8 protein-coding genes and 1 pseudogene are annotated in these 13,775 nt (G+C 71.1%); 6 read left to right on the top strand and 3 right to left on the bottom strand.

Going from position 1 to position 13,775, the window contains the following annotated elements; translation table 11 throughout:
- Nucleotides 1-1,877, bottom strand: a 1,877-nt coding sequence (locus ABTY62_RS41615; protein ID WP_352134579.1) for a DUF6531 domain-containing protein, incomplete at its 3' end; no start/stop codon positions are given.
- Nucleotides 1,878-2,139: 262 nt separating this feature from the next.
- On the opposite strand from ABTY62_RS41615, the gene ABTY62_RS41610 reads away from it, so the two are divergent.
- Nucleotides 2,140-3,036, top strand: a complete 897-nt coding sequence (locus tag ABTY62_RS41610) for a D-alanyl-D-alanine carboxypeptidase family protein (protein WP_311726189.1) — start codon at nt 2,140-2,142, stop codon at nt 3,034-3,036.
- Nucleotides 3,037-3,197: 161 nt separating this feature from the next.
- Nucleotides 3,198-4,541, top strand: a complete 1,344-nt coding sequence (gdhA, locus tag ABTY62_RS41605; protein ID WP_352134578.1) for an NADP-specific glutamate dehydrogenase — start codon at nt 3,198-3,200, stop codon at nt 4,539-4,541.
- A gap of 16 nt (nt 4,542-4,557) precedes the next feature.
- Here the strand turns inward: gdhA and ABTY62_RS41600 are convergent, their stop codons facing one another.
- Nucleotides 4,558-8,247, bottom strand: a complete 3,690-nt coding sequence (locus tag ABTY62_RS41600; protein ID WP_352134577.1) for an nSTAND1 domain-containing NTPase — start codon at nt 8,245-8,247, stop codon at nt 4,558-4,560.
- A 238-nt stretch (nt 8,248-8,485) separates the two neighbouring features.
- Here ABTY62_RS41600 and ABTY62_RS41595 point away from each other — a divergent pair, with 238 nt between their 5' ends.
- Nucleotides 8,486-9,292 carry a hypothetical protein gene (locus ABTY62_RS41595; RefSeq protein ID WP_352134576.1) on the top strand — a complete coding sequence of 269 codons (807 nt, stop codon included), beginning with the start codon at nt 8,486-8,488 and terminating at the stop codon, nt 9,290-9,292.
- A 69-nt stretch (nt 9,293-9,361) separates the two neighbouring features.
- The gene (locus ABTY62_RS41590; RefSeq protein WP_352134575.1) at nt 9,362-10,702 is read left to right on the top strand and encodes an outer membrane protein assembly factor BamB family protein; all 1,341 of its coding nucleotides are present in this window, start codon (nt 9,362-9,364) and stop codon (nt 10,700-10,702) included.
- A 29-nt stretch (nt 10,703-10,731) separates the two neighbouring features.
- On the opposite strand, the pseudogene ABTY62_RS41585 reads toward ABTY62_RS41590, so the two are convergent.
- A pseudogene (locus tag ABTY62_RS41585) lies at nt 10,732-11,412 on the bottom strand (PP2C family protein-serine/threonine phosphatase); the annotation flags it as partial.
- 114 nt (nt 11,413-11,526) lie between these two features.
- Here ABTY62_RS41585 and ABTY62_RS41580 point away from each other — a divergent pair.
- Nucleotides 11,527-12,774 carry an RNA-guided endonuclease InsQ/TnpB family protein gene (locus ABTY62_RS41580; RefSeq protein WP_352134574.1) on the top strand — a complete coding sequence of 416 codons (1,248 nt, stop codon included), beginning with the start codon at nt 11,527-11,529 and terminating at the stop codon, nt 12,772-12,774.
- Nucleotides 12,775-13,171: 397 nt separating this feature from the next.
- Nucleotides 13,172-13,774 (top strand): helix-turn-helix domain-containing protein, encoded by a 603-nt coding sequence (locus ABTY62_RS41575; RefSeq protein ID WP_352134573.1) that lies wholly within the window; start codon nt 13,172-13,174, stop codon nt 13,772-13,774.
- Nucleotide 13,775: the final 1 nt, after the last annotated feature.

Raw genomic sequence — 13,775 nt, 5'->3', positions numbered from 1 at the left:
ACCTTGTAGGCCTCGTTGCAGACGTAGGTGGTGGTGTTGCCCTGCGAGTCGGTGTAGCGGGTGGTGCGGGCCTGGGTGTCGTAGTGGAGGCGGCCCGAGAGAATGCCGTCCGGGCCGATCCCGCGCAGCACCCGGCCCCGGTGGTCGTAGACATACCCGTACGTCGTGCCGTTGCGGTCCGTCCAGGACGTGACGCGGCGCCGGTCGTCGTACCGGTACCGCAGCGGCAGGCCCGTGGAGTTGATGACCTCGGCGAGATTTCCGGCCTTGTCGTAGCCGTAGGAGATCAGCGTGGTGCTGCGCTCGTGCTCGTCGCCGTGCAGCAGCCGCAGCGCGGTGATCCGCAGCAGCGCCGGGTCGGTGTCGACCGCGATCCGGTAGCCACCGGAGTGGACGATCTCGGTCGGCGCGCCCTGCTCGTCGTAGGCGATGTCGATGCGGTCGCCGCCGCCGGTGCGGTCCGTGATCGCGGTCAGGATCAGCTCGCGGCCGCCTGCCGGAAGGGGCGCGAAGTGCAGGGTGCGGTTGTGTTCCGGGGCGGTGATGACAAACGCGCTGTCGGGCTTGCCGTCCCAGCGCAGCGGCCAGCGCGGCCCTGAGGTGGGCAGCGTCGTGACGTCGGGCTGAGGGATGGGGTAGGTGAGGAGCATGCCGTCGTCGGTGACGTAGATGACACCGGCGTCGTCGATCTCCAGGCGCTGGTCGAGCGTGCCCGCCCAGGTGCGGCCGAACCAGCCACCGCACGGATGCCCCGAGACGTAATGCCGCTCCAGAACCAGAGGCAGGGCGCCGGGCAGGCTGACGTCGGTGGCGGACATCACCATCTCGCCGGTCGCCACATCGATCGGCTCACCGGTGGTGCACTTGTCCCCGCCGGGCGTGCAGTTCCGCTTGGGATCGCTGTCCGTGCGCCTGCGGGCGCTGCCGTCCCGCCGCAGCCCGCGCTCACGGTTCAGCAGGCGTTGGGCGGCGTTCTTGGCGGTGGCGCCGGCGCGGCGGGCGGTGCCGGCTCCGCCGGTGGCCAGGGCGAGGAGGAGCTCGGGGGTGAGCTGGCCGGCGGCGCGGGCGGGGTTGCGCTGCCACTCGTCCCAGTTGGTGACAGCCTTCGCGAACTCCTTGGGGTGGTCGACGGCGTAGGCGATGCCGTCCTGGATACCCGCCAGATGCAGGCCGAGGCCCTCGGGCCCGTCGTTGACAAGGTCGTCGAACCCCTCGTACCAGCCGTACACGGTGTCGCCCGCGCCGCCGGCGAAGTCCCCGAGCCCCTTCTTGAACCTGTCCCAGCCCTTCGGCGCCGGGGGCTTGTCCGGGGCCTTCTCCGCCGCCTTGGCGAGTTTCTTCTTCGCCGCGTCGATGACCGGCTGAAGCTCGCCCTCCAGCTTGTCCAGCCGCCGGTAACACCCCTCCAGCGCGGCGATCCCCGGATCGTCCTCCGGCGGGCGCTGGGGCAGCGGATCGTCCTTGCGGTTCTCGGCGTCGACGTAGTCGGTGACGTCCTTCCAGTACTTCTTGGACGCAGCCCGCGCCGCGTCCGCGTCCTTGATGATCGGCTCGACCCGCTTCTGCACCGAGCGCAGCTTGTCCGCGTACGAGTCCAGGGCGTTCGCGGCGGCGTGGAAGTAGGTCTGCGCGGACTCCAGCTCCCGGGGAAGCTTCTCCGTCGCCTTCTCGAACCCCTCCGACCCGGCCCCGGTCCAGTCCATCAACATCAGGACATCCAGCTGGCCCTGCCCGTCCTTGAACGCACCCGCATAAGCCCGCAGCTTGACGACCAGGTCATCGACATCCGACGGATTGCCGTAGATCACCTCGGAGGGTTCCGCGCCCGGCGGTATCCGCTCGACGGCACCGCCCTCCGTCGAATCACCCCGGGTCACGCGATCGTCCCCCCTCGAGCTGCCGTCATGCCCTCAGCCCGTGCTCCCCGCGGCACGGAATCCTTGATCACGCCGTCGTCGGAATGATGACACAGGCGTCCCACACGCCCCTGTCAGGCAACAGGACACTTGCGGCGACCCCATCCGAACGAATGGGTTAATGTCACGGGGGGCACATCCATTGGCCCGTCTCATGCGTCTCCTCTTGAGCAAGCGGCACTCTCATCTTCGCCACCTCGCAGGGGCATTTGGAGTATCAATCTTGAAAACCGGCATCAAGGGTATTCGTCGCGTTTCCGCCGTGGCCGTCATCGCCGCGGGAGCCGTCCTCAACGCCGGGGCGCTCGCCCCCGTCGCGCAGGCCGCCACGGTCGCGACCCCCACGATCACCGCCAAGGGCGGCTTCGTGATGAACAACGGCACGGGGAAGTCCCTCTACACCAAGGCAGCGGACACCCGCCTCTCCACCGGCTCCACCACCAAGATCATGACGGCCCGGGTGGTACTCGCCCAGCCGAACCTCAACCTGGACGCGAAGGTCACGGTCCAGAAGGCGTACAGCGACTACATCGTCGACAACAACTGGGCCTCCTCGGCCCGGCTGATCGTCGGCGACAAGGTCACCGTCCGCCAGCTGCTGTACGGCCTGATGCTCCCGTCCGGCTGTGACGCGGCGTACGCGCTGGCCGACAAGTTCGGCACCGGGTCCACGCGGGCCGCGCGGGTGAAGTCGTTCATCGGCAAGATGAACACGACCGCCAAGAACCTGGGCCTGACCAACACGCACTTCGACTCGTTCGACGGCATAGGGCACGGCGCGAACTACTCCACGCCGCGCGACCTCACCAAGATCGCCAGCAGCGCGATGAAGTACTCCACGTTCCGTACGGTCGTGAAGACGAAGACGACGAAGCAGAAGGTCACCACGAAGAGCGGTGGCTACCGCTACATGGAGTGGACCAACACCAACCCGCTCCTCGGCACCTACTCGGGCGCCATCGGCGTCAAGACCGGCTCGGGCCCGGAGGCCAAGTACTGCCTGGTCTTCGCCGCCACCCGGAACAGCAAGACGGTCATCGGCACCGTCCTCGCCTCCTCCTCGGTGGACAACCGCACGGCGGACGCGAAGAAGCTGCTGAACTACGGCTTCGCGAAGTAAGCCGGAGCAGCAGCCCACCCACGCATCGGGCCCGCCCGCGACCGACGACCGGTCGCGGGCGGGCCCCGCTGCATCCCCCGGATGACCGGATCCCCCGGCCCGCCGTCACGCTCGGCGCGGCGGACGGGTCCCGGCGGGGTCCGCTGCCACACTGAGCGGCCATGGACGTCACCGCTCGTATCGAGTCCGTGTACGCGCAGATCGTGCGCCGCAACCCCGGGGAAGCGGAGTTCCACCAGGCCGCGGGCGAGGTGCTGCACACCCTCGCGCCCGTGCTCCGCGCGCATCCGGACCATCTCGACGCCCGGATCGTGGAGCGGCTCTGCGAACCGGAGCGACAGATCATCTTCCGGGTGCCCTGGGTGGACGACCAGGGGGACATCCATGTGAACCGGGGCTTCCGGGTGGAGTTCAACAGCGCGCTCGGGCCGTACAAGGGGGGCCTGCGCTTCCACCCCAGCGTCAACCTGGGCATCGTCAAGTTCCTCGGCTTCGAGCAGATCTTCAAGAACGCGCTGACCGGGCTGTCGATCGGCGGCGGCAAGGGCGGCGCGGACTTCGACCCGAAGGGCCGCTCCGACGGCGAGGTCATGCGCTTCTGCCAGTCCTTCATGACCGAGCTCCACCGGCACATCGGCGAGCACACCGACGTCCCGGCCGGGGACATCGGGGTGGGCGGGCGCGAGATCGGCTATCTGTTCGGCCAGTACAAGCGGCTGACCAACCGCTTCGAGGCCGGCGTGCTGACCGGCAAGGGCGTCGGCTGGGGCGGCTCGCACGCGCGCACCGAGGCCACCGGATACGGCACCGTCCACTTCGCCCAGGAGATGCTGCGCACCCGCGGCCGCCAGTTCGACGGCTGCGATGTGGTGGTCTCCGGCTCCGGCAATGTGGCCGTCTACGCCGTCGAGAAGGTGCACGCCCTCGGCGGCCGCGTGGTGGCCTGCTCCGACTCCTCCGGATTCGTGGTCGACCGGGACGGGATCGACCTCGGCCTGCTCAAGGAGGTCAAGGAGGCCCGGCGGGCGCGGATCGCCGAGTACGCCCGGGCCCGGCAGGGGGCGGTGTTCTCCGACCGGGGCTCGGTGTTCGAGGTGGACTGCGACATCGCCCTGCCCTGCGCCACCCAGAACGAGCTGGACGAGCAGGACGCGGTGACGCTGGTGAAGAACGGCGTGCTGGCCGTGGCCGAGGGCGCGAACATGCCCTGCACCCCGGCCGCGGTCGAGATCCTGAGGGAGGCCGGGGTGCTGTTCGGCCCCGGCAAGGCCGCCAACGCGGGCGGAGTGGCCACCTCCGCGCTGGAGATGCGGCAGAACGCGGCCCGCGAGCGGTGGACCTTCGAGCAGACCGAGACCCGGCTGGCCGCCGTCATGTCCGATGTCCACGCGCTGTGCCGGGCCACGGCGGAGGAGTACGGGGCCCCGGACGACTACGCGCTCGGCGCGAACGTCGCGGGGTATCTGCGGGTGGCGGAGGCCATGGCCGCGCACGGCGTGGTCTGAGTCCACCACCGGATTCTCACGCCGGGCACACCCGGCCTGAGGACGGCTGGTCCGGCAGATAGGTCGAGCGCTCCTCGGCGGTGAGATCACGGTGGACGGCCTTGCATATGCTGCTCATCGCCTCCTGGGGGCCTGGCAGGAAGACGTCCCACAGGCGCGCCGTCCCATCCAGACTGCCTGTGACGAGCGTTCGGCCGTCACGGCTGAACGCCACCACCTTCACGGCGCTGGTGTGACCGGTGAGGGTGGTCCTAGTCCGGCTCCCGGTCACGTCCCACACGCGCACGCCCCCTTCATAGCTGCCAACGGCGAGAGAGCGGCCGTCCGGGCTGAAGGCGACGGACTCGGCCGCGTCGACGTGTCCGGTGAAGGTGGCGCGGCGGTCGCCGTCCGCGACGTTCCACAGCCGGGCCGTGCCATCGGAGCTTCCGGTGGCGAGCGTCCGGCCGTCCGGGCTGAACGCCACCGCATTGGTGCGACCGGTGTTCAGCGTGATCCGGACCTTGCCGCTGGCGGTGTCCCACAGCTGGACCCTGTCCCTCATACTGATCCCGCTCGTGGCCAAGGTCCGGCCGTCCGGGCTGAAGGCGAGGGCCTCCGCCCCGAGCCTGGACACCCGGAGGGTGGCCCGCACCAGGCCGGAGGACATGTCCCACAGCTGCACGTCTTCCACCTCGTCGCTTGCGACGGCCAGCATGCGGCCGTCCGGGCTGTACGCCAGCACGTCGACGCTGTGGCGGATGTGAGTGGTCTCCCGCTCAGTGGTCTTGCCGGTGCGCAGATCGTGGAACCGCACTCGTCCGTCGCTGGTCCCGATGGCCAGCGTCCTGCCGTCCGGGCTGAACGCCACTGCTTCAGCCTCCCCTTGGCCGCCGCCGCCCGGCAGGGAGCGGCGCGTCCCTGTTCCCGTGTTCCACAGGCGAGCCGGCCCGCCGCGGTCCGTGGTGACCAGCGTGCGGCCGTCGGGGCTGAGCGCGGCCGCCCAGACGCCATCCGTGTGACCGTCGAAGGTGCGCCGGGTCTGCCCCCTGGCCAGGTCCCACAGCCGTGCGGTGCGATCGGGGCCACCGGTGGCCAGGGTGCGGCCATCCGGGCTGAACGCGATCGAGTACAGGTAGTCGGCGTGCCCGGTGAGGGTGGTCCGGACACGTCCGGTGGAGGTGTCCCAGAGCCGGACGGTCTGTCGTCCGTCGCTGGTCGCCAGGGTGCGGCCGTCGGGGCTGAACGCGGCCGCCCAGACCCGCCCGACGTGGTCACGGAAGGTCCTGCGGGTGGCGCCCGTGGCCGGGTCCCACAAACGGGCCGTTCCGTCGTAGCTGCTGGTGGCGAGAGTGCGGCCGTCCGCGCTGAACGCGACCAGCCCGACGACCCGCGTGTGCCCGGTGAGTGTGTCACGGACTCGGCCGGTGGCCGTGTTCCACAGGCGCACGGGTCCGTCGCTGCTGCCCGTGGCGAGCGTGCGGCCGTCGGGGCTGAACGCCAGGGACCTGACGTTTCGCGCCTCGCCGGTGAGGATGGTCGGCTCGCCGGCGAGAGTGGTGTGCGGGCGTACGGCGGTGGCGTTCCACAGACGCACGGTGTCGTCGAAGCTGCTGGCGGTGGCGAGCCTGCGGCCATCCGGGCTGAACGCCAGCGCCTCCACCTGGCCCGTGTGAGCGGTGAACGTGGTCCGGTCCCTGCCCGTGGCCACCTCCCACAACCGCACCTGGCCATCGGCGCTCCCGGCGGCCAGCGTGCGGCCGTCGGGACTGAACGCCAGCACCTGCACCCGTCCGGTGAGGGTGGTGCGGAGCTTGCCCGTGGCCGCTTCCCACAGCCGCACCGAGCCATCTTCGCTGCCCGTGGCGAGCGTGCGGCCGTCGGGACTGAACGCCAGCGTCCGCACCGTTTCGGCATGGCCGGCCAGCCGTTTCCGCAGCGGCAGTGCGGCGGCGGCGTAGAGGCTATTGGTGGATTCCTTGGTGTTCCCGGCTCGATATGCCTGGACCGCCAGCAGGGAGGCGACATCCGGATTGCTGTCCAGCAACGCTGTCGATTGGGCGGCCAGTTGCCTCGACTGCGCCACCTCCTGTGCGGCGACCGCTCTGTCCTCTGCGGCCATGGCCGTGTTCCGCTGCCAGAAGGCGACCCCCATCGCGACCAGGGCGAGGCACAGGGCCACGGAGACCGCCGTAAGGACCTGGCGCAGCCGCCGCCGCTCCTTGCGCAGGCCCGCGCGGCTCTCCGCGAGGAAGGCGTGCTCGGCCGGGGTGAGGTCCGCGGCCCGCTCCGGCAGGCCGAACGCCTCGTCCGCCTCGGCCAGCCGCACCCCCCGGTACAGCGCCCCGTGATCCCGGCCCAGCCGCTCCCAGGCGAGGGCGGCCTCGGTCAACTGGCGGTGGAGGCGCAGCCGGTGCCGGTCCTCGTCGATCCAGTCGCGCAGCCGGGGCCAGGCGGTGATCAGGGCCTCGTGCGCGAGATTGACGACCTCGTCGTCGAGGGTGATCAGCCGGGCGCGGGCCAGCCGTTCCAGCACCACGGCCGCCTCGCCGGGCCCGTCGGCCTGGAGTTCGGCGCGGTCCGCCGGGCGCCGGGTGTCGGGCGCCCCCTCGCCCGGGGTGACCAGCCGCAGCAGGATCCGCCGGGCCGCGAGGGCCTGTTGGGGCGGCAGCCGGTCGTAGAGGTCCTCGGCGGTCTGGGCGACGGCGCCGTGGATGCCGCCGGTGGCCTCGTACGCGGCCATGGTCAGCGTGCGGGCGCGGCGGCGGCGCCAGGTCTCCAGCAGGACGTGCGACAGCAGCGGCAGCCCGCCGGGCTCCTCACCGACCTCCTCGACGAGCCGCGCGGTCAGGGCGCGTTCGACGATCAGCCCCTCGGCGGCGGCCGGTTTGACGATGGCCTCGCGCAGCTCCGCCGGGGTCATCGGGGCCACCAGCAGCGTGGCGTCGCGCAGCGCGTCGGCGAGGGCGCGGTGCCCGGCGCAGTGGCCGAAGAAGTCCGCGCGCACGGCGACCACGACGCGTAAGCGGCGCTCGGGGTCGCGGGCGGACAGCAGAAGCTCGATGAACTCCGCCCGCTCGGCCGGGTCATGGCAGAGCGTGAAGGTCTCCTCGAACTGGTCGACGAGGACCACGGTGTCGCCCCGGCCCCGGGCCGCCGTCAGCGCCTGGGCGTGGGCGCGGGCGGGGTGCGGGCCCGGGGTGAGGATGCGGAGGGCGGCGGGGCGCCCGGCCGCCGGGCCCGCCTCCTGGAGGGCCGGGATGAACCCGGCGCGCAGCAGCGACGACTTCCCGCTGCCCGAGGCGCCCACCACGGCCGCGAACCGCCGCTCCCGGACCAGCCCGACGAGGTCCTCGGTGAGCCGGTCGCGCCCGAAGAACCGCTCGCGGTCCTCCGGCTGGAAGCGCCGCAGCCCCGGGTAGGGCGGGACGGCGTCGTCGTCCTCCTCGGGCGGCCGGCACAGGAGTTGGTCCGTCACCTGCTGCCAGCGCCGCTCCCACTCCGCGCTGTCCCCGCCGCACGCGGTCACATACGCCAGGGCGACCGCCAGCGAGGGAAGCCGGTCGCCCGAGGCCGCCTGGGCCAGGGTCGCCGTCGAGTACTCGGTCCTGCGCGCCATCGCCCGATAGGTCACCCCGCCCGCGCTCTGCCGCAAGGCCCGCAACTCAAAGGCGAATCGCTCCACCGGCCCGGCACTCGGGTCCAGCGGACTCTCCTTGCGCCCCACTCGCCACCCCTCCCCGTCATGGCCTGGCATTTCCACCCGGCGCACGCCTCCCACCCGTACCGGACGCCGCCGGGACGGCAGCCGTTCCCGCCCGCCATGAATTGTCCAGCGCGGCGAATGGGGCGTGCCAGACAACGTCCGGCCGCGAAAACTCGAGGTCAGACGGGGTCGCACCGGCCGGACAACGCGACCGGCCCGCGTACCTCGTCAGTCCATCGCGAACGAGGGGAACAAGCACATGCACACGAAGATGCGACTGGTGGGCGCCGCTGTGGCGGGGGCGGTTCTGCTCCCGATCGGCGCGTCGTCGACGGCCTTCGGCCAGTCGGCGCCGACGGGGGCGCCGGCCGCTCGGGGCTGTGTCTCGAAGCTGCCCGATGACGCCAAGGCGCAGACCCAGCAGGTCACCGCGCTCATCGAGAAGCTGAACAGCCAGGGTCTCTCGCAGGACCGGATCGACGCGAAGCTGGCCGCGGACCACTGCCTGGAGCGGGTGGACGGGGGCGGCTCGGAGTTCAGCACACTCGGCAACCCGAGCGATGAAATCAAGATCGTGAAGCCGGCCATCTACAAGGCCGAGGGGAAGGACCGCTACATCGCCTCCGCCGGCTGGAAGTGGAAGAAGATCCCCTCCAACACCAAGGGGCTCGACGCGTTCGCCATCAGCTTCAGCAAGAAGGTCACCCCCCTGGCGCACTCGCTTGTCTACCGGGGCAACGGGCAGGTCTTCGGCAAGAAGAAGATGACGCAGGCGTTCAAGTCCGGCGCCTACGGAGCGGGGTTCCTCTTCAACGAGGGCCCGAACATGGGCAAGATCGACATGCAGGGGTACCAGGGCGTCATGGGTATCTCCTTCAAGGCCAGCAAGCGCGGCTGCTGGAACCTCCAGGCGTTCTCCAAGTACGGCCACTCCTGGAAGTCCCAAAGCGCGACCGGCATCACCCTCGGGCTCACGAGCATCGGCTTCAACTGGGCGAACACCGGCAACAAGTGGACCCAGGCCAGCCAGCCCAGCAAAGAGGTGAGGGTGTGCCGCAAGTACTAGCGGCGGCATAGTCAGCAGCGGCCGGCGTCCCCTGAGCGGGGCGTCGGCCGCCGGGGGAGGGAGCACACGATGTCCATTCGACGCCTCTGGGACCGCTGGTTCGCGCCCCGGCCCCGGTTGCGGGTGCCCCTCGCCCTGGTGCTCGTCCTCGCGCTGGGGGCGGGCGGCTGGCAGGCGTACGCCCGGTTCACGGACGACGGCGGCCCGCGCGAGTGGACGAAGGGGCCGTACGGGAAGGCGCCCGTGGCGCTGGGGAAGACGGCCCCGGCCCGCCCCGGCGAGATGGTGCGGCGCCTGAACAGGACTCCCCTGGCCGTCGTCGGCGGGCTGGCGCTGTACGAGGACACCACCCGCGACGGCACCCGCCTGACCGCGCGGAGTGTGCGCACGGACCGGGTCCACTGGCAGTACGGGCGCGACAAGGAGTTCCCGTACGACCTGGTGATCGGGGACGAACTGGCCCTCCTGTGGTGGGGCGGCGAGGGCCTGACCGCCGTCGATCTGCGCACCGGCGAGCCGCGGTGGCACGCCGGGACACCGAGGACGCTCGACGACGGCCACCACGGCCTGGTCACGAACCTGCGCGTCATGGACGGGACCGTGCTCGTCGCGTCCGAGGAGGAGCTGTGGGCGCTCTCCGCGGCCGACGGGAAGCGCCGGTGGCGGGCCGCGCCGCCGAAGGGCTGCGAGCGGTGGTCGCCCACGGACGCCCCATTCGCGCTGAGGGAGGTGTACGTCGTGGAGGCCGGCGGCTGCCCGGACGACCCCGCCCTGGACGACGATCCGCAGACCGCCCGGATGGCGCAGATCGGGCTGGACGCGGGCACCGGCGCCGTACGGTGGCGGTTCGCGCACGACGCGCGGCTCGCCCCGTACCGGCCCGTGGACGACGCCACCCTGGTCGTCGCCCCGGCCGACCGCGACGGCGGCCTGTCGGTGACCGATGTGTCCGGGCGGCGGCCCGGCACCCGTACCCTGCCGTTCCCCGACGGGGAGCGGGCGCGGGGGAACACGGCCCGGACCCTGGTGTCCCAGGCCTACGACGACCCCGGCGCGCTGCGCGGCTACGCCCTGGACGACGGCCGACGGCGGTGGACCCACCGGCCGGCGAAGGGCACCCGCCTGGGTGAGGCGGTGGTCGCCGGCGGACGGGTGTATGTCGTGGAGCAGCCGCCCCAGGAGAAGGGCCGGCCCGCTCCGGCCGGCCCGTCGCGGCTGCTGGTCCTGGACGCCGAGCGCGGCGGGCTCAGCTACTCCATCAGCCTGCCCGAGCTGGACCGGGGCGGAAGCGGCGAGCCTCAGCAACTGGTGCCGTCGCTCGCCGGGCACGGCGTGATCGCCGTCTCCTGGGACGAGATCAGCCGCGTCGCGGGCCCCGATGTGCTGGTCCTCACCGACGCCCAGCCCTGAGAACCCTGAGCGCCTCGGGCCCCGGTGCCTCAGGCACCGGGCCCCGGGTCGGCGGCCACGGCCGAGGCGGCGGCCGCGTCCGCGGCGGTCGGCTTGCGGAGCAGCAGCAGCGCCGCGTCGTCGTGGAGCCGGCCGCCGACGTGCTCCAGCAGCTCGTCGTGGAGGGCGGCGACGGTGCGGGACGGCTCCGCGCAGGCGTGCCGGGCCACCCGCTCGGCCAGCGGGTAGAAGGCGCGCATGCCGTCCCGGGCCTCGGTGACCCCGTCGGTGTAGAGCAGCAGCTGGTCGCCGTCGGAGAAGGGCAGCACCTGGAGGCTCGGGCAGCGGCCGACCAGGGCGCGCAGCCCCAGCGGCGGGGCCGGGTGGGTCGGCTCGACCGCCGTGACGTTGGAGTGGCTGACCAGCAGCGGGGCGTGTCCGCAGTTGACGACCTCCATCCGGCCCGGCTGGGGGTATCCGGCGACGACGGCGGTCACGAAGTCGTCGGGGCCGAGGTTGCGGGCCAGGCTGCGTTCGATCCGCTCGACGACGTCCAGCAGGTCCGGCTCGTCGTACGCGGCCTCGCGGAAGACGCCGAGCACCAGCGCGGTGGTGCCCACCGCGGGCAGCCCCTTGCCGCGCACATCGCCCACGATCAGCCGTACGCCGTACGGGGTGGGCACCAGCGCGTACAGGTCGCCGCCGATCCGGGCCTCCGCGGCGGCGCCCGAGATGCTGTCCGGCAGAACCGGAGAAAGCAAACGCGTGATCGACTGATCACCGGATCTGCGTATGTTCGTGTGATGGTCGTTCGCGTGTGCGGCTTCCTGGCTAACGTCAGGGGCATGAAACTGGTCGTACAGATCAAGCTTCTGCCAACGCCCATACAGGCGCAGGCGCTTGAGGCGACTCTGTACGCCTGTAACGAGGCCGCGTGCTGGGTCAGCGAGATCGCCTATGAGCGGGACGCGAGAAAGAACTTCGCTCTGCGCAAGCTCACCTACCGCCCGGTCAAGGACCAGTGGGGTCTGGGTGCCCAGGCCGCCCAGCACGTCATCAAGAAGACCTGCGACGCCTACGAGACCCTGCGCGCCAACCTGAAGGCGGGCAACCTCGGCAAGCCCGGCTCGAAGCGGTACCGCAAGGCGACCGGGAAACCGATCGCCTTCCGCCTCAAGAGCGCCCAGCCCTATGACGACCGGATGCTGTCCTGGCAGATCAACCAGCGCACTGTGTCGATCTGGACCGTGAGAGGCCGGCTGAAGAACGTGGCGTTCACCGCTTCGGCCGAACAGCTCGCCACGCTCACCCTGTACCGCCGGGGCGAATCCGACCTGATCGCACGGGACGGCATGTGGTTCCTGTGGGCCACCTGTGAGGTCCCCGAGGCGGAGCCGAATACCGACCCACAGGGCTTTCTCGGCATCGACCTGGGCATCGTCAATATCGCCACCACCAGTGACGGCGAGATCATGGCCGGACGCGCCCTCAACCGCACCCGCACACGGGAGCGCACGCTGCGCGCCAAGTTGCAGAAGAAAAACACCCCGTCCGCCAAGCGCCGGCTGAAGAAACGACGGCGCAAGGAGGCGCGGCGGGCCAAGGACATCAACCACAAGATCGCCAAGCATGTGGTGGCCGAGGCAGAACGCACCGGTCGCGGCGTCGCCCTGGAAGACCTGGGCGGTATCCGCGAACGGGTACGGCTGGCCAAGCCCCAACGGGCCACCTTGCACTCCTGGGCCTTCGCCCAGCTGGGCAGCTTCATCGAATACAAGGCCCGCAAGGCCGGAGTCCCGGTGGTGCGCGTCGATCCGGCGTACACCTCCCGCGCCTGCGCCGAATGCGGCCACATCGACAAGGCGAACCGAGTCTCCCAGGCCTGGTTCGCGTGCCGGAACTGCGGATTCGTTGATCACGCGGACCGGAACGGCTCCCGCAACATCCGCGCCCGCGCGGAAGAGTTGTGGCGACGCGGGGTGCAGTCAATCACCCCTGCCCCACCCCCGAAAACCGGGAACGGGGCTGGACGCAAGCGCAGCACCACAGCCAGTGGCGCCCGCTGTGCAAGCCCTTCGCTCAGCGAAGGGTAGTTGACATAGTGAGCGAAAGGCACCTGGTCACGCGGCTCGCCCGCGGATCAGCCGGGTCGGCGACGCAGGCCCCTACCACGAACCCGCCGTCGTCGAGCTTGCGCAAGTACCCGTCGCGGCAGAGCGCGCACAACAGGTAGTGGCCAGGGGCAGGCAAGAGCGAGCACCAGGGCCGTGATCTGTGACGCGGCCATGACAGACTCGCCGCCGGCGTGCGATGCCCGCGTCCGCACGGCCCCCACCTGTCCCGCTCACTGCAACTACGCCCGCATCACGGTTACTTCACACCTGACAGATTTTGTTAAGCACCTCTTGTCACGCCAGTTGGGCCGTGTCATGGTGCTTGCCATTCATCTCCCGTCGATCACTTCCGCTTCCTACCCCGCCCGGAGCTCAAGTGTCCGTCGAACCGAAGTCCGCCCCCGAACCGCCCGCCGAACGTCCCGAGTCGGACGTGGGCAGGCGTGTGCATGCGTTCCGACGCCTGCGCCGTATGTCGCTGCGCGCCCTCGCGGAGCGCAGCGACGTCAGCGGGAGCTTCCTCAGCCAGCTCGAGCGCGGGCGCAGCAGCGCCTCCATCTCGACGCTGGCGCGCATCGCCTCCGCCCTCGGCATCACCATGGCCGAGCTGTTCGACACCTCGGCCATCGGTCCCACGCCCCTGCGCGCCCAGGACCGGCCGGAGCTCCCCTGGGTCGGTGGTGGCCGCAAGACCTCGCTCACCCGGGAACCGCTGGCCGGTTTCGGGGTGTACGAGGCCGAGTTCGCGCCGGGGGGCTCGACCGGGGACGAGCAGTACAGCCACCCCGGGTGGCATGAGGTCGTCGTGGTGCTGACCAACCAGGTGACCGTACTGCTCGACACCGAACGCTTCGTGCTCGGCGAGGGAGACAGCCTGGACTTCGACTCCAGGCAACCGCACCGCATCGTCAACGAGACCGACGCCATGTCCGTCGTCCACTGGGTGCTGGGCCCCGTTCAGCCCGGCGACAAGGAGTAGC

The sequence above is a fragment of the Streptomyces sp. NPDC097640 genome (assembly GCF_040302705.1).
Taxonomy (GTDB): Bacteria; Actinomycetota; Actinomycetes; order Streptomycetales; family Streptomycetaceae; genus Streptomyces.
The sequence above is the reverse complement of the archived record's forward strand: the minus strand, read 5'-3'. Positions and strand labels throughout refer to the sequence as shown.